This is a genomic window from Anaerostipes sp. MSJ-23 (assembly GCF_018918155.1).
Taxonomy (GTDB): Bacteria; Bacillota; Clostridia; order Lachnospirales; family Lachnospiraceae; genus Anaerostipes.
Window position 1 is genome coordinate 38,220 of sequence record NZ_JAHLPY010000007.1, and the last position, 22,117, is coordinate 60,336.

Annotated in this window: 18 protein-coding genes; 2 read left to right on the plus strand and 16 right to left on the minus strand. The window is 36.8% G+C overall.

The window, feature by feature from the left end; genetic code table 11:
* Positions 1–11: 11 nt before the first annotated feature.
* Complete coding sequence (locus tag KQI71_RS06480) at positions 12–1,373, plus strand: MATE family efflux transporter (protein WP_216435104.1); 1,362 nt, start codon at positions 12–14, stop codon at positions 1,371–1,373.
* A gap of 57 nt (positions 1,374–1,430) precedes the next feature.
* Here the strand turns inward: KQI71_RS06480 and KQI71_RS06485 are convergent, their stop codons facing one another.
* From KQI71_RS06485 to KQI71_RS06545, 13 genes are all read right to left on the minus strand, one after another.
* A complete protein-coding gene (locus tag KQI71_RS06485) occupies positions 1,431–2,162 on the minus strand; it encodes a C39 family peptidase (RefSeq protein WP_216435105.1) in 732 nt (243 codons plus the stop codon).
* A gap of 217 nt (positions 2,163–2,379) precedes the next feature.
* Positions 2,380–3,243: a phosphatidylserine decarboxylase gene (locus KQI71_RS06490; RefSeq protein WP_216435106.1), complete on the minus strand. Its 864-nt coding sequence runs from the start codon at positions 3,241–3,243 to the stop codon at positions 2,380–2,382.
* Between the two features lie 12 nt (positions 3,244–3,255).
* Positions 3,256–3,870 (minus strand): CDP-alcohol phosphatidyltransferase family protein, encoded by a 615-nt coding sequence (locus KQI71_RS06495; RefSeq protein ID WP_216435107.1) that lies wholly within the window; start codon positions 3,868–3,870, stop codon positions 3,256–3,258.
* A gap of 9 nt (positions 3,871–3,879) precedes the next feature.
* Positions 3,880–4,905: a lysylphosphatidylglycerol synthase transmembrane domain-containing protein gene (locus tag KQI71_RS06500; RefSeq protein WP_216435108.1), complete on the minus strand. Its 1,026-nt coding sequence runs from the start codon at positions 4,903–4,905 to the stop codon at positions 3,880–3,882.
* A gap of 6 nt (positions 4,906–4,911) precedes the next feature.
* Complete coding sequence (locus tag KQI71_RS06505; RefSeq protein WP_216435109.1) at positions 4,912–5,640, minus strand: phosphatase PAP2 family protein; 729 nt, start codon at positions 5,638–5,640, stop codon at positions 4,912–4,914.
* A gap of 124 nt (positions 5,641–5,764) precedes the next feature.
* On the minus strand, positions 5,765–9,460 hold the full coding sequence (locus KQI71_RS06510; RefSeq protein WP_216435110.1) for an efflux RND transporter permease subunit: 3,696 nt from the start codon (positions 9,458–9,460) through the stop codon (positions 5,765–5,767).
* A 104-nt stretch (positions 9,461–9,564) separates the two neighbouring features.
* Entirely contained in the window at positions 9,565–11,016 is a 1,452-nt protein-coding gene (guaB, locus tag KQI71_RS06515) for an IMP dehydrogenase (protein WP_216435111.1), read from the minus strand.
* Between the two features lie 193 nt (positions 11,017–11,209).
* Positions 11,210–11,578 (minus strand): PTS glucitol/sorbitol transporter subunit IIA, encoded by a 369-nt coding sequence (locus KQI71_RS06520; protein ID WP_216435112.1) that lies wholly within the window; start codon positions 11,576–11,578, stop codon positions 11,210–11,212.
* A gap of 26 nt (positions 11,579–11,604) precedes the next feature.
* The gene (gene gltA / locus KQI71_RS06525) at positions 11,605–12,996 is read right to left on the minus strand and encodes an NADPH-dependent glutamate synthase (protein ID WP_216435113.1); all 1,392 of its coding nucleotides are present in this window, start codon (positions 12,994–12,996) and stop codon (positions 11,605–11,607) included.
* Between the two features lie 2 nt (positions 12,997–12,998).
* Positions 12,999–13,808 (minus strand): sulfide/dihydroorotate dehydrogenase-like FAD/NAD-binding protein, encoded by an 810-nt coding sequence (locus KQI71_RS06530; RefSeq protein WP_253287970.1) that lies wholly within the window; start codon positions 13,806–13,808, stop codon positions 12,999–13,001.
* A gap of 168 nt (positions 13,809–13,976) precedes the next feature.
* A complete protein-coding gene (locus KQI71_RS06535) occupies positions 13,977–14,879 on the minus strand; it encodes an ankyrin repeat domain-containing protein (RefSeq protein WP_216435114.1) in 903 nt (300 codons plus the stop codon).
* 139 nt (positions 14,880–15,018) lie between these two features.
* Positions 15,019–16,173, minus strand: coding sequence for an iron-containing alcohol dehydrogenase (locus tag KQI71_RS06540; RefSeq protein WP_216435115.1), 1,155 nt, complete (start codon positions 16,171–16,173; stop codon positions 15,019–15,021).
* A 210-nt stretch (positions 16,174–16,383) separates the two neighbouring features.
* Entirely contained in the window at positions 16,384–17,223 is an 840-nt protein-coding gene (locus KQI71_RS06545) for an aldo/keto reductase (RefSeq protein WP_216435116.1), read from the minus strand.
* Positions 17,224–17,360: 137 nt separating this feature from the next.
* Here KQI71_RS06545 and KQI71_RS06550 point away from each other — a divergent pair, with 137 nt between their 5' ends.
* Positions 17,361–18,179 carry a LysR family transcriptional regulator gene (locus KQI71_RS06550; RefSeq protein ID WP_253287971.1) on the plus strand — a complete coding sequence of 273 codons (819 nt, stop codon included), beginning with the start codon at positions 17,361–17,363 and terminating at the stop codon, positions 18,177–18,179.
* 113 nt (positions 18,180–18,292) lie between these two features.
* Here KQI71_RS06550 and groL read toward each other — a convergent pair whose 3' ends face one another.
* From groL to KQI71_RS06565, 3 genes are all read right to left on the minus strand, one after another.
* A complete protein-coding gene (groL, locus tag KQI71_RS06555; protein ID WP_216435117.1) occupies positions 18,293–19,921 on the minus strand; it encodes a chaperonin GroEL in 1,629 nt (542 codons plus the stop codon).
* A gap of 26 nt (positions 19,922–19,947) precedes the next feature.
* A complete protein-coding gene (locus KQI71_RS06560) occupies positions 19,948–20,220 on the minus strand; it encodes a co-chaperone GroES (protein ID WP_216435118.1) in 273 nt (90 codons plus the stop codon).
* 199 nt (positions 20,221–20,419) lie between these two features.
* A complete protein-coding gene (locus KQI71_RS06565; RefSeq protein WP_216435119.1) occupies positions 20,420–22,078 on the minus strand; it encodes a glutamine--tRNA ligase/YqeY domain fusion protein in 1,659 nt (552 codons plus the stop codon).
* Positions 22,079–22,117 lie beyond the last annotated feature (39 nt).

Genomic DNA, 22,117 nt, shown 5'->3' on the forward strand with positions numbered 1-22,117 from the left:
ATGATTTTAAAATGAAACGAATTGATTTTGAAAATGGAACCGTAACTGGAAATATTTTTGGAGCCGCTCTTCCTATGCTTGTTGCTCAAATATTAAACTTGTTATATAACGTCGTCGATCGTATTTATATCGCACGAATCCCACATGTTGGAACTGCTGCCCTTGGTTCTGTCGGACTTTGTTTTCCACTGGTTGTAATTATCACCGCATTTGCAAATCTGTTTGGAAGCGGTGGTGCGCCATTGTTTTCCATCAGCAGAGGGCAGAAAAAAAATAAACAGGCTATCCATATCATGAATACTTCATTTTTCATGGTCTGTACCAGTGCTGTCTTATTAATGTTCATCGGACTTTTATTTGCACGCCCACTTCTTAAATTATTCGGAGCTTCCACAGATGCTCTTATTTATGCCTTTCCTTATATGATGATTTATCTCATTGGTACACTGCCATCTATGATCGCGATCGGAATGAATCCATTTATCAATGCTCAAGGGTACTCAACCATCGGAATGTTTTCTGTTGCGATCGGTGCGATTGCAAATCTTGTGCTTGATCCACTCTTTATTTTTGTATTAGGATTCGGTGTACGCGGTGCTGCGATTGCAACTGTAATCTCTCAATGTCTTTCTGCTTCTTTTGTTCTGTTTTTCCTTACAAGAAAAGCCGAATTAAAAGTACATTTTCTTCACAAAAATGAATTATCAGAAAGCCTTACCTACGCCAAAAATATCATCAGCCTTGGAACTGCCGGATTTATTATGCAATTGACAAACAGTTTGGTAAGCATCGTTTGCAACAATGTACTTTCCGTTACCGGAGGAGATATTTATATCTCTGTTATGACCATTATTTCCAGCATACGTCAGTTGGTAGAAACACCAATCTACGCCATGAACGAAGGAGCATCTCCAATCTTAAGCTATAATTATGGAGCCAGACGTCCTGCCCGTGTAAAAAAAGCAATGGTTGTAATGGCATCCATGATTTTATGCTATACTGCCGTTATGTGGGGCATCATCATTCTCGCTCCTGGTGCACTGATCCGTGTTTTCAGCTCTGATACTGCTCTTATAAGGGATTCGATCCCTGCATTAAACCAGTATTTTGCAGCTTTCATCTTCATGGATCTACAGTATATCGGACAGACCGTATTTAAATCTTTAAATAAAAAAAAGCATGCGATCTTCTTTTCGCTGCTTCGTAAGGTATTTATTGTTGTTCCACTGACTTATCTGATGCCGTATGCATTACATATGGGAACTTCCGGTGTATTTCTTGCAGAGCCTGTGTCAAACGTAATCGGCGGGGGACTATGTTTTGTTACTATGCTTTGTACTATACTTCCTGAATTAAAAAGAATGGAAATTTAATTCTACATTTTATACAAAAAATTCCCTGAAAACTTCTTGTTTCTCAGGGAATTTTCTTTAATCATTAATAGATTTTAAGATTGCAGACTGAACTGCATTGATTTTGCTATGTGATTTCTGAATTTCTTGTTTATACACTTCTTCTTTTGGTGTCTGCTTTGTTGTTGTTTCTTCTTTTGTACTGATTTCCCAGAATGGTCCTCCTGCAGTTGCCCCTTCTTTTCCCTGGCTTACTACTTTGCTTAATGACCACGTCTTTGCTGTATTCGCACGGCTTCCAACATCCGCTACCTCTACTTTATCTTTTCCGATCATACGTGTCAGCACAATAAAATGACCATGTTTTGTAAAATCTCCAGGTCCCATCAATGCAACGACTGGATGTCCTGCGTTCAATGCTTTTTCCACGGCACTTTTACTGTATCCAAGTCCCTTACAACTTAGCCCGTACAATTTGGATAACCCTGGAATTACATTATGTGTACATCCCTGTCCAGTGTAATACCAGCCATGCTCATATGCCTGTTTACACATCTTCGGGACATCAGCTTTTTTCCCAGTTAAAGAACTATAACACACTGCCACACTTGTTGGCCCACAGCCAGCTGCCTGTATGGTGCTTCCTCCAATCTTCTTTCCTGGATAATCTGCCTGGTTGTAATATACAACTTTTAATGGTTTCGACTGTTGTTGCTTTTGTGCGGCCATAACTCCTGCTGGCTGCGCTACCATCATAAAACTAAAGCAGGCGGCCGCAATATATGTGCCGGCTTTTTTACTGATTCCCATAAAAAACCTCCGGTAAAAATGCAATCATCTAAAATCTCCTCCACTTTTCCAACAGTTTTAGTATAACATTCTTTAGTTTGTTAATCAAGTATTTCAATTGTTAATTTTTTATTAAGTCATTTTTTCACTTTTAATATTTTCTTAATTTTTCAAAAAACTTCTAAGAAACAAAAAAATAAGGAAACCTTTCTGCTCACAAAGGTTTCCTTATTTTTTCTTATATTGCTCGTCCCAGCGGATCACCCTGACGTACTTTTGTTTCACATAATTTTTTTGTACGCTCCAATAATTCTTTTCTTATTTCCACACGATTTTTTTCAACAAATAACACAATGGTAGAACCACCGAATTCAAAATATCCTTTTTCCATTCCACGTTTTACCGGACCTTCTCCGTGATGATTGACAATCTTCCCAACCATCAAAGCTCCAACTTCCATTTGAATCACATTCCCAAAATGATTGGTCTTGATCATTGTAAATTCTCTTGCATTTTCTTTATAAATTTTCACATGATCATTTGCTACCGGATTTACGGTATGATAAACTCCTGGAATAAAATAGTTTTCACTTTTTTCTCCATCATCTATATAACAGTATCTGTGATAATCATCCACCGTAAGTCTTAAAATAATCGCATACCCTCCCTGAAAGCGTTGTGCAAGTTTTCTATTCTTTAAAATAGATGCCACCGTGTATCTCGTATCTTTTACAACAAAAGAAGTATTTTCTCCAATCGAGTATACACTTACTTTACTGTCACAAGGACTAAAAAGGACCTTCGGATCCTTTGGCAGCGGACGTTTTCCTGGACGAATCTTTCTTGTAAAAAAATCATTATAACTTTTATAAAAAGCTGGCTCATATTGTTTCATATCAATCTTATTTCTTTTGATAAAACCACTGATCATACATTTAGAAAAAGGAGAACTTAAAAAAGCTCCCCCTACTTTCGATACCCATGGCATGGTCAATACCTTAAGTCCTGCCTGCCCGGCAAATGTAGAATACAGCAGCCTTAAAAAACGATCTTGAGAATTATCTTCCTCATAAATGTTTCCATTTCGATCTGCGTATTTCATCCATTTTCTCCTCTATTTAAAACAAAACATTTTGATTGCCACCAACGCTCCGATTACAACAAATCCAAGCATACATTTCTTTCCTGGCTTAAACACTTTAAAATCAATGACAAATAACAGTCCAATGACTAGAATCATTGCAATATAAATGTATGGGAACTGCTGTGTAAAAAATCTTCGCAGCTGATAAACAATTGGAATAATCAAAGCAACCGATGTCACTGGCAAGCCCTGATAGTGTTTTCTTCTAGAATTGCTGTGGGCCTGACGTTGTTCTTCTGTTACATTAAAATATGCAAGACGGATGACAGCCCCAAGAATATATATCATATAAATAATCTTGGCATACCATGTATCCATTCCAAGGCAGTATCCGATGACAACAGGATACACTCCAAAACATACAAGATCACAAAGAGAATCAATTTCAATTCCAAATTTCTTTGCATCTTCACTTCGTTTAATCTTTTTCGCGATTGTACCGTCATACATATCAGTAAATCCTGAAATCATCAAACAGAGAATTGCTATCTTAAAATTCCCCTGAAATGCCTGTGACATACCAAAAACTGCACTGACAACTCCCAAGTATGTCAAAATTACTGAAACATTATAAAATCCTATCATATCCACCCTCTATTCCTTACGTTTAATCGTAATATGTGCTACACAAGTCATAACTGCGCTAATCAAAACTAGTGCATAGTAACTGATTCCACGGCTTAATAACATTGCCGGATATAAAAGCCCTCCCGTAAAAATCTTACGGAAAATATTTAAAAACAGGCCTTCGCTGATTCCCATTCCTCCTGGCAGCGGAAGCATATCAACAGCGATTGATATTACACACTGAAGTGCTACTACATCAACGAAGCCAAGCGCATGAAGTCCAAGTGCCCGATATACAAGATATGTAATCGAGAAATGAACGATTCTCTGAAACAATGTTACAAGAAACATTCGAAATACCATCATTTTATGCACCTGAATGACTGATGCCGCTTGATGATATTTCACCATAGACTCTTCAATTTTTTTCATTCGTTCTTCTTTTTTCTTTACAGCATGGATTTTTTCAAGTCCTCGCATTAACGCTATCACTATTTTCGATGCAAGTGTTGGTTCAAAAACCAGAACGAGCATAATCGTCACACATGCAATATTCAATACCATTCCAAGATAAAAAAAGAATGATACGTTTCGAATGTAATCCGTAATTAGAAAATGCCGAAAAATAAAAATCAATGCCCCTAAAAAAACAAGAACAAATTTATACAAAATCGTTACAATCATCAAAATGACGGTTCCTACCGAAACATCGACTTTGTCACGATTCATATAATACAGCTGCATTGGCTGACCTCCACTTGCAGAAGGTGTAATACAGCTGAAAAAGAATCCAACAAACGAATATTTTACACAATTCTTCTTTGGTACATGATCATAATGTAGTACTCGTAAAAAACGGTAGATGATATAAGACTCACTGCAAACAAAAACATTGATAAAGATAAAACCTGCAATATAATAGAGAGGATTTACAGATTTCATAACCGTCAATATTTCAGATACTTCTTTTCCTTTGAGAACCGCATAAGCTGTCAGTCCGAAAAGAGCAATGAAAAATACAGCGTTGCCTATGACTTTTTTCTTATTTTTCATAATTTCCTACCCCTTGATCTCAGATAATTTTCCTTTCTGTTTTTTTCCTCGATCTTCAAGACCTAACAGACCATTGATCCTGCCAAAAAAGCTCCAAAGTTTCTGATACCAGTTTGTTCTCTGTCCAATCTGATAACATCCTTCTGCCAGCAAGATTCCTGCTATGAGATCTACAATATAATGCTGTTTGGTCACTTGTGTAGAAATACAAACAAGAATTGCAAAAATCATGGAAAATCTCTGATACCATTTTGGAATCTGTTTTTGCCCACGGATTCCTACATAACAAAACCAACTAACCAGACAGTGAATCGATGGAAATAAATTCGCAGACTGATCCACAGAGTAAACAAATCGAAGCAAATGCTCCCACAATCCATTTCCCGTAATTTCTGGTCTAATCAAAGTTGTTGGTAAAAAGATAAAAAAGATTCCACAAATAATTCTTGAAATAAAATCTCCTACCAAAAATCGATACATATGTTCTCTTCCAATCCAACCAATCATAATATAATTAGCTGCCCAGAAAAGATAACAGATCAAATAAATACTGGTAAATGCCGGAATTACCGGAACCATCCGATCAAAAGCAGTTGTAAAATTATGATGATATGCTCCCTGTCTTAAAATCATAGTACCTGAATAAATTACCGTATTAAATACAAAGGAAGAAATCAACGGAATGACTGCATATAATGGTACAATTCCAAAAATATAACCCTTTTTTTTCTTCATAAATCTGCCTCTTTTTTTCTTAAGCAATATTTCCTTTTATGTATAAAAATCATGCCAGATTATGACATGATTCTTGTACATTATATCTTTCCCTATGAAAAATGTAAAGGAAAGAGCCATATTTTTAATACTTTTGTAAGATTTCCTTTTCCTTTTTGCGGTGGAAAAGTGCGTAAACACAAGGAACAACAAGCAGCGTAAGAAGCGTTCCATAAATCAGTCCGCCGATCACGACAATTGCCATTGGCTGCATCATTTCTGCTCCTTGTCCAAATCCTGCTGCCATTGTTGAAAGTCCCAAAATCGTTGTCAAAGCCGTCATAAGGATTGGCCGTATTCTTAAGGTTCCTGCCGTAATAATTGCTCTGTCTTGTTCATATCCTTGTTCTTTTAACTGATTAATTGTATCTACAAGCACAATTCCATTGTTTACAATAATACCAGATAACATGACAAATCCGATCATAGCAATAACACTTAAATCTTTTCCTCCAAAAAGAAGGCCTAAAAATCCTCCGGTAAATGCCATTGGAATCGTAAATAAAATGATAAATGGTGATTTTAAAGACTGGAACTGAGCCACCATAATTAAATACATAAAGGCAACGGCAAGCAAAAGCATCAATCCTACCTGTCCTGCAGTTTCATTAATTGAATCCATTTCTCCTTTGATTGTATAAGTATATCCTTTTGGAGCCTCATACATTTTCAGCTTCTTTTCTACCTTCTGACTCACTTTTCCAATATTATAGCCATCTTTTAATTCAGCACTAACCGTCAAAGTACGTTCCTGCTGATTCCTATTAATAGAAGAAAGACTGTCACTATTTCTAAAGGATGCAATATCTTCTAAAGCAACACTTTTTGTTTTTTGTCCAGAGGTTGAAGTTCCACTTAATTTTATTTTTCTTAATCCGGCTTTCGTCAACGTATTTTTCTGATTTCCAACTTTTACATCCATTTCTTTATCATCAATGGAAATCGTTGTTGCCTGAGACGCATCTTGAAGCTTTTGATTTAATTGCTGGTAAACTCCCGCTACCGTAAGTCCGTATTTTGCTGCCTTTTTCTTATTCACTGTAACATGAATATCCGGTGTTGTTTCATCCACACCATCAGAGACATTGGTCGTTCCATCCACGCCTTTTACGATATTAGCAATCTGTCCCGACACTTCTCGAAGTTTCTCAAGATCATTTCCTTTGACCTCAATCGAAATACCACTGCCGCCAAGTGCACTCATATCCATACTAGACTCTTGTACATCAACCTCACAATCAAATGGCTTTGTCTTTTTTAAAATTTCATTTTTAATCTGTTTATTTGTATGTTTTTTCTTATCCTTTAAAAGGATATACATACTAGACTGATCCGTTGTTTTCTTCCCTGACGAAGAAATAGAAGAAAGTCCTGTAGAATCTGAAGACGAAATCATTGCCGCTACACTATCTACATCAGAAATGCCTCTTACTTTTGACATTACCGTGTCCGTCATCGCCGCAGTGTCTGACATAGAAGAGCCTTTTGGCATTTTAATTGTCATCGTCATCTGTGTACTGTCCATATCAGGCATTAAGGATGTTCCGATTTTTGTCGCTCCAAAAACACTAACTGCAAACAAGGCAATTGTCACACCAACAACAAGAAGTTTCTTTGGAAGAAGTTTTCCCATAACTTTTTGATAAAACGCCTGCATCTTGTCAACAAATTTTACGTCTTTTTCCTGTACTTTGTGCAAAACGCCAGAAGACATCATTGGAACAAAAGTGACTGCAACAATCAGACTGGCCAAAAGAGAATATCCAATCGTCAATCCCATGTCTGCAAACAGCTGTTTTGTTATTCCTGTTGTAAATACAATCGGTAAAAATACAATGACTGTTGTTAATGTTGAGGACGTAATGGCTCCTGCAACACCTCTGGCTCCGGTAATTGCTGCTTCTTTCACCGGAACTCTTTCTTTCCTCAACCTGTAAATATTTTCAATAACAACGATCGAGTTATCTACAAGCATACCAACCCCTAGTGCAAGTCCTGATAACGAAATGACATTTAAGCTAATTCCTGTAAAATACATCAGTACAATAGCAAAAATAACACTCAATGGAATTGAACATGCAATCACCAACGTTGGACGTACATCTTTTAAAAATAATAATAAAATCAGTACCGCTAGAACAGCTCCCATGACAAGGTTTTGAATAACAGAACCTGTTACCATATTGATATACACGCCCTGATCCATAATATTAATATAGTGGAATCCTGCATTGTCCTTTTTTAACTGTTTTAATTTCTTCGCTACACGATTTGCCACATCCGCTGTTGAGTAATTATTTTGTTTCTGGATTGTCATAATCACACCGCTGTTTCCATTGACACGGCAATAAACATCATCCTGATTATTGACTACCGCAACATCTGCGACATCGCTTAAAGTAATTGGAGGAATTCCCTTAATTCCAAGATCCATCAGTTCCATATCCTGAAGATCTTTCTCACTCTCTGCCTTATCTCCAACACGCACAAGATATTGCACATTTTTTTCTGTAATATAACCTGCCGGCATTTCAAAATTCTGTGCTGTCAGCATTGATTTCACATTTTCAACTGTCAGCTTATTTTTAATATCAGCTGCTGATTTCGCCTGAGATTTGCTTGAATCTAATTCTTTCTGGCTTGATTTTATCTGACTTTCTCCCTGTGCAATGTTTAACTCTGCAGATAACATCTGCGCATTTGCCTGCGAAGATTTTACCTGGAATTGCGTCAATCCTGCCTCTACTTTCTTTTTCCCAGCCTGAATCTGTTTTAATGCTTTCTGTAAAGAAGCAATATTTTTATTAAGCGTTGCAACTGTCTGATCGGTTGTTTTTTTCTGCTTTTTTAATTCATTAACCTGTGTTGCAAGCTGCAGTTTCATTGCTCCATCTGGAACTTGTTTCATCTTTGCTTCTAACTGATCAATTTGTTTATCTAATGTTCTTCTGGAAGCTTCTACCGTCTTCTTCTGTGTCTGAAGATTTGTCAAGGTACCAGTGACCTGCACTTCCTTCTGAGCTAGAGACATCTGATTGTTCGTCAAAGCAGCCTGTGCTTTCGCAAGTTCCTTATTTGCCTTTTCTTTCTTTATATTTAAGGTATTTTTCCCGGATTCAAGCTTTGCTTTTGCCTGATCTAACTTATTTTGAGCCTCATTAAATTGTCCATTTAATGCTTTTTGGATTTTTTTATTCAGCTTATTAATCTTCTTTTCACTTACCAGAACATTGATATTTTCTTCCACTAAGCCATTGGTGCTAACAGATGCAACTCCCTCGACTGCCTCAATGGACGGTTCAATTTTCTTTTGTGCAAGATCAGACATCTGCGCTGTATCCATATTCTTAGAATCAATTGCTGTTACCATAACCGGCATCATATCCGGATTTAATTTCATAATAGAAGGATTTCCAACTTTATCTGGCCAGTAGCCTTTGATCATATCCAATTTCTCTCGCATATCCAAAGACACCGCATTCATATCTGTATCTCCTTCAAATTCGAGAATAACTAAAGACATATTTTCACTGGAAACCGAATTTACCTCTTTAATATTATTGATCGTTGCCATTGACTGCTCGACTGGCTTAGTTACCGTCGTCTCTACTTCCTCCGGCGATGCTCCTTCATAAGTCGTCATAACGATCGCATAAGGAAGCTCCATATCTGGTAAAAGATCTGTACTCATTTTAGAAAATGATACAATTCCTAGAATTAGAATCAAAACCACCCCAACAATGATTGTATAGGGCTTCCGAACGCTAAATTTTGAAATCATACTCTTACCCTTTCATACTCATATCAAGAAAAAAGACCCAGGCCAGTTATTTAAGACTGACTCAGGTCTTTTCCTCATTTTCGTCTTCTTATCCGCAAAAAACCTTATTCTACACTGTAGTTTGGTGCTTCTTTTGTAATATGAATGTCATGTGGATGACTTTCTTTTAAGGATGCAGCTGTAATCTTCACGAATTCACCTGTTTCCTGTAATGTTTTAATATCTTTTGCTCCACAATATCCCATACCAGAGCGAAGACCACCCATCATCTGGAAGATTGTATCTTCAACGGTTCCTTTGTAAGCAACACGTCCTTCAACACCTTCTGGAACCAGTTTCTTTGCGTTTGTCTGGAAGTAACGATCCTTGCTTCCATTTTCCATCGCTGCAAGAGATCCCATTCCACGATATACTTTATATTTTCTTCCCTGATATAATTCATAATCTCCAGGGCTTTCATCACATCCTGCAAGCATGCTTCCTAACATACAAACATCCGCTCCAGCTGCAATTGCTTTTGTAATTTCTCCGGAATATTTAATACCACCATCTGCGATAATTGGAATTCCGGCTTTCTTTGCTTCTTCATAAGCACTCATGATTGCTGTAATCTGAGGTACACCAATACCAGCTACGACACGTGTTGTACAAATAGATCCTGGTCCAATACCAATCTTAACACAGTCAGCACCAGCTTCGATCAGTGCCTTAGCGCCTTTTCCTGTTGCAACGTTTCCTGCAATGATCTGAAGATCTGGATATTTTTCTTTGATCATTCTTACAACTCTTAAAACGTTTGCAGAATGCCCATGTGCAGAGTCAACAACAACAACGTCTACATGAACATCTACTAAAGCTTTTACACGATCAAGAACATCTGCTGTGATACCAACACCAGCTCCACAAAGAAGTCTTCCCTGATCATCTTTTGCAGCATTTGGATATTTGATCTGTTTTTCAATATCTTTGATTGTGATTAATCCTTTTAAATTAAAATCATCATCAACAATCGGCAGTTTTTCTTTTCTAGCTTTTCCAAGAATCTGCTTTGCCTCTTCCAGTGTGATTCCTTCTTTTGCTGTAACCAGTCCTTCAGAAGTCATAGATTCCTTGATCTTCTTTGAAAAATCTGTTTCAAATTTCAGATCACGGTTTGTAATGATTCCCACTAATTTCGTACCTTCTGTGATTGGCACACCGGAAATACGATATTTTGCCATCAGATCATCTGCATCCTGAATGGTATGTTCTGGTGATAGTGAAAATGGATCTGTAATAACACCGTTTTCTGAACGTTTTACTTTATCCACTTCCTCTGCCTGTTCTTCGATGGTCATATTCTTATGAATAATTCCGATTCCACCTTGTCTTGCCATAGCAATTGCCATTCGATGTTCTGTTACAGTATCCATACTTGCACTCATCAAAGGAATATTTAATTTAATCTTGTTTGTCAAACGAGTGGTTGTATCCACATCATTTGCAATAACCTCTGAATATGCTGGAACTAATAACACATCATCAAATGTAATTCCTTCACCAATTAACTTACCCATTTTTTTCCTCGCTTTCTTAGTGATTTGTTGTTGTCCGCTTCGGATCAAAGCGGAAGTTTTTTCCTGTATAATATAATTTAATATCCTAACAAGTTTTTCTGCCTCTGTCAATACATTATTGGCTATGTTTCAAAAAAAGGAATCGCCGCAAAAGGGCAACTCCTTTTTATGATTACGATACACGCGGTATCTCTTATTCTTCCTCTATGGAAATCTTACTTCCCATAATAAGTTTTGGCATCGGTTTTGCTTCCACACAGATACTTCCCGGAAGACCTGCTTCTTTTGCACCATTGAATACAACCGTTAAATGTCCGAGATTTTCAAGATTCTTCTGCGCAATTTCTCCAACGGATGTAATCTCATAAGAGTTTCCATCAATGATCAGACGGTCTCCTGCTTTCATTGTCCCGTCAACATCTTTTGAATCAATAAAATAACAAAAATCTTTTAAAGTATCCGGCACATTTTCCCCGAACAGCACAAACATTCCTTCTTCAAAAAATGCTTCTACCTGCTCACCGAGTTCAATGACCTCCGTATGAAATATAACTCTGCTCATAGCAAAACCCTCCTCTTTTCTTATTTTTATTCACCTTTTAATTTTTTATCAATTGCCGCTGCAGCTTTCTTTCCTGCACCCATGGCAAGGATAACTGTAGCCGCTCCAGTTACAGTATCTCCTCCGGCATATACACCTTCTTTGGAAGTTTCCATAGTTTCTTCATTTACAATGATTCCGCCCCATTTCTGAGTATCCAGTCCTGGTGTTGTATGACGGATCAGTGGGTTCGGGCTCTGTCCGATGGCAATGATTACAGTATCGACATCCAGATCATAGTTAGAACCTTCAATCGGTTTTGGAGAACGTCTTCCAGATGCATCTGGTTCTCCCAGTTCCTGTTTGATAATTTCCATCTTATTTACCCATCCATTTTCATCTGCCTTAATTGCAGCCGGATTATTTAAGAATTTAAAAATAATTCCTTCTTCTTTTGCATGATGAAGTTCTTCCAGACGTGCTGGAGCTTCTTCTTCACTACGACGATATACAATATAAACTTCTTCTGCTCCAAGTCTCTTTGCAGTTCTTGCAGCATCCATTGCCACGTTACCTGCACCTACGACGGCTACTTTTTTACCAACTTTGACTGGTGTAGGGCATTCTGGGAATTTGTAACCTTTCATCAGATTGACACGAGTTAAAAATTCATTTGCAGAATAAACTCCAAGGTGATTTTCCCCAGGAATATTTAAAAATCTTGGAAGACCGGCACCGCTTCCTACAAAGACTGCCTTATATCCATCTTCCATTAATTCATCAATAGTAATGGAACGTCCAACAATAACGTTTGTCTCAATATCAACGCCCAGTTTCTGAACAGATTCAATTTCTTTTGCAACCAGATCTTTTGGCAGACGGAATTCAGGAATACCATAGCTTAATACTCCACCCGGTTTATGTAATGCTTCAAAAACCGTTACATCATAACCTTTTTTAATCAGTTCACCAGCGCATGTGATACCTGCAGGTCCGCATCCTACCACTGCAACTTTCATTCCATTCTTTTCTACGTTATTTTCTACTGGTTTTGCATTGGCCATATGCCAATCAGCAACGAAACGTTCCATACGTCCGATACCAACAGGTTCTCCCTTAATACCACGGACACATTTACCTTCGCACTGATTTTCCTGAGGACAGACACGTCCGCAGATCGCTGGCAATGCATTTTCACTTGTGATTACTTCATAAGCACCTTCAAAATCACCAGCTGCAACTTTTTCGATAAAAGCAGGGATTGGCACATTAACAGGGCATCCATTCACACAAGGTTTATTTTTACAATTTAAGCAACGGGTAGCTTCTTCCATTGCCATTTCTTTTGTATATCCAAGAGCAACTTCTTCAAAGTTCTTATTACGTACATTTGGATCCTGCTCAGGCATTGGCACTTTTGTAAGACTCATATTCGGCATGATTACATCCCCCTTCCAATTTTACACTGATGTTCTTCTTCTTTGAACATTCCCTGACGCTGCATACATTCATCAAAGTCTACTTTAAATCCATCAAAATCTGGTCCATCTACACATGCGAATTTTGTTTCTCCGCCAACAGTTACACGGCATCCACCGCACATACCAGTTCCATCAATCATAATTGGATTTAAAGATACTGTTGTTGGGATATCATACTGTTTTGTAATCTTTACAACGTTCTTCATCATAATCAATGGTCCGATTGCGATAACTTCATCGTATTTCACACCAGCTTTGATCTGATCTTCTAATACCGTTGTAACAAAACCTTTGGTTCCAAGACTTCCATCATCTGTTGCAATATAAACGTTATCACAAAACTCTTCAAATAATTCTTTTAAGATAACGAATTCAGCACTCTTTCCTCCGATGATGACATCAACAGGAACACCCATTTTTGCTAATTTACGAAGCTGTGGATATAAAGGAGCTGCACCAACACCACCGGCAACACCAATCACACGATCACATTTATGAAGAGGAGAAGGCTGTCCAAGAGGTCCTACGAAATCCTGTACATAGTCCCCTTCTTCCTTCTTACTTAATAATTCTGTTGTATAACCAACAATCTGATAAATAATTGTTACAGTCTCTTTCTCACGATCAAAGTCTGCAATTGTTAGAGGAACTCTTTCTCCATCTTCATCTACACGAATGATGATAAACTGTCCAGGTTCGCATTTTCTTGCAACATAAGGAGCATGAATCTCCATTAATTCAACCAGGCTGTTCAGTCTGGTCTTTTTCATGATTTTATACACCATTTACACCTCTTTCTGAATCTTTTGTTGATCACCCTGCCTTCTACAAGGTCATAAACATTTTATGTTCATTATAACCTTTTTACAGACAATAGAAAAGAACTTTTTTTAAAAACCATCATTTTAGAAAATCTTACCTCTATTTTATCACTATTTTTATTTAGAAATCATTATTTTATAATAATCTTTTGCTGTTTTTCCTGTATCATCTTTTAATTTTGGATCTGCTCCATGTTCTTTCATCCACTGAATCATTTTTTCTGACACATTTTCTCTGACTTCCGGATCTTTCTGCATCTGTCGGATATCTTTTTCCTCTTCTTTTTCAAAAAAACCACTCGCTGCCATCAATGGTGTCGCATTTTGATGGGATGGTTCTTTATGATTAATATCCTCTCCATATTTTAAAAGAAGTTTGGCACACTCGATTTGATTTTTTTCAAAACCTTTCTCTGTCTCTTGATCTATTCTTGTAGCTCCAGCTATGATAAAAAAAGAACTCCCATCCTCCTGAAAGGATCTTTCCGATCGCTTTGCTCCAGCTTCCAAAAGCATTTTCAAATACTTGGCTTGCACGCATTCCGAGCACATGTAGTTATCAAGAACTGTATAACCACCTTCATCTTTCTGATTAATCTTATCCTTATACTTCTGAATCCATTCACCAATCTCTTTTTGACGTTTGCTATCCAAATCATCATCAAAGATTGCATGGATTGGATACTCTTTATGATAACGAACTTCTTCTATATAAGAATGTGTTACCGAAGAAACCATCATTGCGCCAATCCCTGCAGGAAGAATACAACATAAAATTCCTGCAGCAAGCACTCCTTTAAAAATCCTGCCTTTTTTTAAAACAATTCCTGCAATACCGATGACAATCAAAAGGATTGCAAAAACTCCACCTCCCAAAGCCATTACAATCGCACCCAAAATACCAGCTGCCATTTTTTCTATCACCTCGATTCTTACTCTATTTCCTATTTCTATCATATATAAAAGAAAGAATCCTGTAAAACAGGATTCTCCACTTGCTGCATGTCGCTTCAGCGACAACTTTCCCCTCCGCTACAGTGTGATCCTGCCCGAAGAGCTTTTTATTTCATAGGGGATTTCATCGAATTTCCCTATGAAATAAAAAAGATTGGTCTTATCATGAAACAATCAGATCTTTTTCAACTTTTCATCATGAAAATTATAAAGCTGCTTCAAAAATGCTGATAATATCTTCTTTGCTAAGTGGTACAAAGGATCCTTTGCATCCATTTGCTGCTTTCTCTGCCATAATATCAAAATATTTTCTATCAATTCCAACTTCTGTTAATGTTTGTGGCAATCCCATCTTCTGAAAGAAATTTCTGGTGGCTGCAATTGCACTTTTTGCGGCTTCCATATCATTATCAATGAGAATTCCCCAGACATTTCTTCCATATTCTGCAAATTTCTTTGCCGTCTTTTCATTTAATGCAAAATCCATCCAATGAGGAGTTAAAATTGCAAGTCCCTCTCCATGCGTAATATCATAAAAAGCACTTAATTCATGTTCCATCGGATGGACACACCATGCAACTTCAGCGCCATTTTCAATCAGTCCATTGATTGCCATACTAGCTGCCCACATCAGATTCGCTCTTGCATCATAATTGTCTGGATGTTCTAAGGCAATCGGACCATAATGGAAAAATGTTTTTAATAATCCTTCTGCAAATCTAGCCTGTACATCCGCATGCTCTACATTCGTAAAGTAGTTTTCAAACGTATGACTAATCATATCTGCAGTTCCAGCTGCAGTCTGTTTCTTTGATACTGAAAATGTATATTCCGGATCCAAAATTGACATTTTAGGTTTTAAATATTCACTTGCTGTTCCCCATTTTTCATTCTTTGACATATCCGAAATCACCGCAAATTTATCCATTTCAGAGCCCGTTGCCGCAAGCGTCAAAACACTATAAATTGGCAACGCTTTTTTGATGCGGTATGGGGCAATTACAAGATCCCATGGATCTTTATCATAACAAGCACCAGCCGCCACAACTTTTGCACAATCAATAACACTTCCGCCACCAATGGCAAGTACCATGTCAATGTCTTCCTTTTTGCAAATATCTACACCCTTTCGCACAGATTCAATCTTTGGATTTGGTTCCACACCAGAAAGTTCAAAAACCTGGAGTCCTGTTTCTTTTAAAATGCTCATTGCTGTGTCATAAATTCCGGCACGTTTAATACTTCCTCCCCCATAAACAAGCAATACCTTCTTTCCACTCTCTACCAATTCATCAAGGTGTGAAATTTGTCCTTTTCCAAAATGAATTTTTGTCGGAATTGAATACGTAAAATTGTTCATATCTAACCTCCTGAATGTTTCTTGTTGCTGTTATCTGTTAATTTTATTATACCATAACTTTCCTTCTAACAAGAAAGAATCCTACCTTACATTTTATAGTCCATTTGATTAAAATTTTTTATGAAGTAAAAAAGATCGGCCTTATCATAAAACAATCCGATCTTTTTAATATGTTTTTATATTAAATAATTATAACTATATGCTTTTTCTCTATAAAATAGACATAAACCATTCTACCGTTTCTGGATCATAGTGAGAGAAAAATAAACTCTTTCCTGTATCTAATTCTTCAATCTTTTTCATCTCATCTTTTGTTAATTCAAAATCATAAACATCAAAGTTTTCCTTCATTCGATTCTCATGAACCGATTTTGGAATAACAACCACATTAGATTGCAATAAAAATCTCAGAGCTACCTGTGCAACACTCTTTTCATGTTTTTCACCAATTTCTTTTAATACCGGATTGTTGAAATAGTCATTTCTGCCTTCTGCAAATGGTCCCCAGGACATGATCTGTGTATGATTCTTTTCCAGATATTTCTTAGCTTCTTTCTGCTGCTGGAATACATGTGTTTCTACCTGATTAACCGCTGGTTTAATTTTTGCAAAATGTGCAATATCAATGAATCGATCAGGATAGAAGTTTGATACACCGATCGCACGGACTTTTCCTTCTTCATATGCTTCTTCCATTGCACGGTAACTTCCATAATAGTCACCAAATGGCTGATGAATCAATAAAAGATCGATGTAATCTGTTTTTAATTTTTTTAGAGATTCTTCGATGGATGCTTTTGCTTTTTCATATCCTGCATTTGTGATCCAAATCTTTGTTGTAATAAATAGTTCTTCTCTTGGCACACCACATTTTGAGATAGCCTCTCCAACGCCTTCTTCATTTCCATATGCCTGAGCTGTGTCAATGCTTCGATATCCATTTTGAATCGCTGTTAAAACACATTTTTCTGTATCTTCTGGTGGTGTCTGATAAACTCCATATCCTAATTGAGGCATTTTTACTCCGTTATTTAATGTTACATATTCCATGGATGTTTCCTCCTTTATTACTTTTATAAAATTGAATAATTATCTTATCTATATTTTTAAGTTTACAACGTTTTTTCATCATTGTACAATAGAAATAAAGAAATACAGTTTTCATAATATGAATAGTGAGGAATTTTATGTTAAATTTAATTGAACTGGAACAATTTGTTGCTTTTTCTAAATACGGAACTTTATCAAAAGTTTCAAAACTTATGAATATTTCCCAACCGACCCTTACCCGAAATATGAAGCATGTGGAGGATTCCTTTGGGGTATCTTTGTTTGCACGCCGTAAAAATAAATTGTCTTTAAATGAGACTGGGATAAAGGCTGTGGAATACGCCAAGCAGCTTTTAAAAGATGAAAAAAATGCAATTTTGATGGTACAGGAATTTGACCGTAAATTGCATTCTATCACGATTTCATCGTGTGCGCCCGCTCCTTTATGGCTTTTGTCTCCAAAACTTTCCACGGCTTATCCTGATTATACGATTTCTTCTTCCATCTGTGATACAGATAAAGTTATTTCCGATGTTAAATCAGATGTGATCGATGTTGGAATCCTGCCTTATAAATATATCGATGATTCTTTTTATGTTACACCTTTTTTTACAGAGCATCTGTCCGTCTGTATTCCTTATGAACATGAATTGTATAAAAAAGATACTTTGACTTTTGATGAGCTAAATGGATATAACTGTCTGCTTCGTGATCAACTTGGATTCTGGACAAATCTTTGTAAAAGAAAAATGCCGGCATCCAAATTTCTTATTCAGACAGATGAATCTGAATTTTTAGAGTTAGTACGTTCTTCGACTCTTTTTTGTTTTACTACAAATTTCGGAACCTATCCAGATGGATTCCTTGAGAATCGAAAGATTATTCCGGTTACAGATAAAGCTGCAAATGTAACTTATTATTTAGTTTGGAAAAAAGAGAAAGCATATCGCTTTTAATCTTCTATGAAACAAAAAAATCCTCAGAAATTTCACTAAATTTCTGAGGATTTTAGTTATATCAAGATAGATTTCACACTAAATTCAAGTTACGCCTCTTAAGTGCTTAATTCCTACATCATTCCCATTCCTGGGGCACCTGCTCCTGCTGGCATTGCTGGAGCGTCTTCTTTGATATCTGCTACAACAGATTCTGTTGTTAACAGTGTAGATGCTACAGATGTTGCATTCTGTAATGCACTTCTTGTTACTTTGGCTGGATCGATGATTCCTTTTTCAACCATATCTCCATATTCTCCATTTAATGCATCAAATCCCTGTCCAACTTCGGATTCTTTTACTTTATTTACGATAACAGCTCCTTCAAGACCTGCATTTACTGCGATCTGGAATAATGGTGCTTCCAATGCTTTTAAGATAATATTTGCACCAGTCTTTTCGTCTCCTTCCAGGTCTTTTGTTAATTCAGCTGCTTTCTTAGAAGCGTGAATGTATGCAGATCCTCCACCGAAGATGATTCCTTCTTCTACGGCTGCTTTTGTAGCTGCCAGAGCATCTTCCAGACGAAGTTTGCTTTCTTTCATTTCTGTTTCTGTTGCAGCACCTACGCGGATAACGGCAACTCCACCAGATAATTTTGCAAGTCTTTCCTGTAATTTTTCTTTATCAAATTCAGATGTTGTTTCTTCGATCTGTGCTTTGATCTGAGCGATACGTGCCTGGATAGCATCTTTATCACCTTCACCATCAACGATAACTGTTGTTTCTTTTTCAACTTTGACAGATTTTGCACGTCCTAACTGATCAATTGTTGCTTCTTTTAAGTCCATTCCGACTTCTTCAGAAATAACTGTACCACCTGTTAAGATTGCGATATCTTCCAGCATTGCTTTTCTTCTATCACCATATCCAGGAGCTTTTACTGCACATACAGAGAATGTTCCACGTAATTTATTAACGATTAATGTTGTCAGTGCTTCACCTTCGATATCTTCTGCGATGATCAGTAATTTCTTTCCGCTCTGTACGATCTGTTCCAGTAATGGAAGAATATCCTGAATATTAGAAATCTTCTTATCTGTAATTAAGATATAAGGATCTTCTAATTCAGCAACCATTTTTTCCATATCTGTTGAGAAGTAAGCAGATAAGTAACCACGATCAAACTGCATACCTTCTACTAAATCTAATTCTGTCTTCATTGTCTTAGATTCTTCGATTGTAATAACTCCGTCGTTGGATACTTTTTCCATAGCGTCTGCTACTAATTCTCCAACTTCTTCATCTGCTGCAGAGATTGCTGCTACTTTAGCGATCTGATCTCTTCCTGTAACTTTGCTGCTCATTTCAGCAATTGCTTCAACGGCTGCTTCTGTAGCTTTCTTCATTCCCTTACGAAGAATGATTGGGTTTGCTCCTGCTGCCAGGTTTTTCATTCCTTCGTTGATCATTGCCTGTGCCAAAACAGTTGCTGTTGTTGTACCATCTCCGGCAACATCATTTGTCTTTGTTGCAACTTCTTTTACAACCTGAGCTCCCATATTTTCAAATGGATCTTCCAGTTCGATTTCTTTTGCAATTGTAACACCGTCATTTGTAATTAATGGTGTTCCAAAAGATTTATCAAGAACAACGTTACGTCCTTTTGGTCCAATTGTAACTCTTACTGTATCTGCTAACTGGTTAACACCTGCTTCCAGTGCTTTTCTTGCTTCAATTCCATATTTAATTTCTTTTGCCATAATTTACGTCCCTCCAAATCAATGAATTATTCTACGACTGCTAAAATGTCGCTCTGTTTTACGATAATATATTCTTCGTCTTCTAATTTTACTTCTGTTCCAGCGTATTTAGAATAAATAACTTTCTGACCAACGGAAACTTCCATTTTGACATCTTCTGTTCCAGGACCTACAGCAATAACTTCTGCTTCCTGAGGTTTTTCCTGAGAAGCAGTCGTTAAAACGATTCCAGACTTTGTTTTTGTTTCTGCTTCCAGTTGTTTTAATACAACTCTGTCTCCTAATGGTGTTAATTTCATAATAATAATACCTCCTAAATAACTTAGAAATATGTCTTTTTTTCTTTTTTATTGTTAGCACTCACTCTGTACGAGTGCTAACCTTATGCTTCTAAGTATAACACTGACTAAAAAAAATGCAACCCCTTTTTTATAAAATTTCCATAAAAAAGGGATTACATTCCACTTACAAGAAATACACCAAGGCGTATTTTAATTATTAATTTGGTTTATAAGAGCTCTTAAGACTTACAATACGATTAAATACCATATGGTCTTTTGTTGAGTCTTTGGTATCCAGGCAAAAATATCCTGTTCTCATAAACTGGAAACTATCTCCAGGTTTATACTCTTCCAATGCAGGTTCTACATAAGCATTCGAAATGACCGTTAATGAATTTGGATTTACATTAATGCTTCCATCTTCGTTGTAAACACCTTTTTCTTCGTCTACGATGTTTTCATATAGTCTCACTTCCGCCTGTTTTGCAGTCTCTGCAGATACCCAATGAATGGTTCCTCGTACTTTTCTTCCATCTGGACTATTTCCACCTCTAGATGCAGGGTCATATGTTGCATAAACCGTTGTTACATTTCCATCATCATCAACATCATACCCTGTACATGTTACAAAATATGCGTTCATCAGACGGACTTCATTTCCTACATAAAGACGGCGATATTTCTTTGGTTTTTCAATCTTGAAATCTTCACGTTCAATATAAACTTCTCCAGAAAATGGAACCTGACGAACTCCCATTTCTTCATTTTCCTGATTGTTTGGAACATCAACATATTCAGTCTGTCCTTCTGGATAATTTGTAATCACAAGTTTGATTGGATCTAAAATTGCAGCCATACGAGGACGTTTTAATTTCAGATCATCACGGATACAATACTCAAGCATCGCAATATCAACAGAGCTGTGGCTTTTTGCAACACCAACCAATTCCATAAATTTCTTAATTGCTTCCGGAGTATATCCTCTTCTTCTTAATGCAGATAAAGAAACCAGTCTTGGGTCATCCCATCCATCTACAATTCCATCTTCTACCAGTTTTTTAATATAACGTTTTCCTGTAACAACGTTGGTCAGATACAGCTTTGCAAACTCAATCTGTTTTGGCGGATTTTCAAATTCACATTCATGAACAACCCAGTCATACAATGGTCTATGATCTTCAAACTCCAACGTACAAATCGAATGTGTAACTCCTTCAAATGCATCTTCCAGCGGATGTGCAAAATCATACATTGGGTAAATACACCATTTGTTTCCTGTATTGTGATGTTCCATTCTTGCAATACGATAGAGAATTGGATCTCTCATATTCATATTTCCAGATGTCATATCAATCTTTGCACGCAGTACTTTACTTCCATCTGGGAATTTTCCATCTTTCATATCACGGAATAACTGCAGATTTTCTTCCGGTGTACGGTCTCTGTATGGACTGTTCTTTCCAGGTTCTGTCAAAGTTCCACGATATTCACGAATCTGCTCTGGTGTCAGATCACATACATATGCTTTCCCCTTTTTGATCAAAAATTCTGCACACTCGTACATTTTATCAAAATAGTTGGATGCAAAATAAATATGATCCTTATAATCTGCACCAAGCCATTCCACATCTTCTTTAATGGAATGAACATACTCTTCTTTTTCCTTTGTAGGATTTGTATCATCAAAACGGAAATGGAAATCCCCACCATATTCCTTGGCAAGTCCATAATTTAATAAAATAGACTTTGCATGTCCAATATGCAGATATCCATTCGGTTCCGGCGGAAATCTTGTTACAACTTTTTTACAATGCCCTTCCGCAATATCTTTATCAATGATCTGCTCAATAAAATTTTTAGAAACAGTTTCTTCCATCTTTGTCCTCCATATATTTTGTCTTCTATTTTATCATTT

Excerpts from the sequence above, each read along its gene's own strand:
- KQI71_RS06540 (WP_216435115.1), bottom strand. The coding sequence starts at position 16,173 with ATGAACAATTTTACGTATTCAATTCCGACAAAAATTCATTTTGGAAAA.
- KQI71_RS06485 (WP_216435105.1), bottom strand. The coding sequence starts at position 2,162 with ATGGGAATCAGTAAAAAAGCCGGCACATATATTGCGGCCGCCTGCTTT.
- gltA (WP_216435113.1), bottom strand. The coding sequence starts at position 12,996 with ATGCCGAATATGAGTCTTACAAAAGTGCCAATGCCTGAGCAGGATCCA.
- KQI71_RS06560 (WP_216435118.1), bottom strand. The coding sequence starts at position 20,220 with ATGAAATTAACACCATTAGGAGACAGAGTTGTATTAAAACAACTGGAA.
- KQI71_RS06480 (WP_216435104.1), top strand. The coding sequence starts at position 12 with ATGAAACGAATTGATTTTGAAAATGGAACCGTAACTGGAAATATTTTT.
- KQI71_RS06520 (WP_216435112.1), bottom strand. The coding sequence starts at position 11,578 with ATGAGCAGAGTTATATTTCATACGGAGGTCATTGAACTCGGTGAGCAG.
- groL (WP_216435117.1), bottom strand. The coding sequence starts at position 19,921 with ATGGCAAAAGAAATTAAATATGGAATTGAAGCAAGAAAAGCACTGGAA.
- KQI71_RS06550 (WP_253287971.1), top strand. The coding sequence starts at position 17,361 with ATGTTAAATTTAATTGAACTGGAACAATTTGTTGCTTTTTCTAAATAC.
- KQI71_RS06530 (WP_253287970.1), bottom strand. The coding sequence starts at position 13,808 with ATGAAAAAGACCAGACTGAACAGCCTGGTTGAATTAATGGAGATTCAT.
- guaB (WP_216435111.1), bottom strand. The coding sequence starts at position 11,016 with ATGGGTAAGTTAATTGGTGAAGGAATTACATTTGATGATGTGTTATTA.
- KQI71_RS06510 (WP_216435110.1), bottom strand. The coding sequence starts at position 9,460 with ATGATTTCAAAATTTAGCGTTCGGAAGCCCTATACAATCATTGTTGGG.
- KQI71_RS06495 (WP_216435107.1), bottom strand. The coding sequence starts at position 3,870 with ATGATAGGATTTTATAATGTTTCAGTAATTTTGACATACTTGGGAGTT.
- KQI71_RS06565 (WP_216435119.1), bottom strand. The coding sequence starts at position 22,078 with ATGGAAGAAACTGTTTCTAAAAATTTTATTGAGCAGATCATTGATAAA.
- KQI71_RS06490 (WP_216435106.1), bottom strand. The coding sequence starts at position 3,243 with ATGAAATACGCAGATCGAAATGGAAACATTTATGAGGAAGATAATTCT.
- KQI71_RS06545 (WP_216435116.1), bottom strand. The coding sequence starts at position 17,223 with ATGGAATATGTAACATTAAATAACGGAGTAAAAATGCCTCAATTAGGA.
- KQI71_RS06500 (WP_216435108.1), bottom strand. The coding sequence starts at position 4,905 with ATGAAAAATAAGAAAAAAGTCATAGGCAACGCTGTATTTTTCATTGCT.
- KQI71_RS06505 (WP_216435109.1), bottom strand. The coding sequence starts at position 5,640 with ATGAAGAAAAAAAAGGGTTATATTTTTGGAATTGTACCATTATATGCA.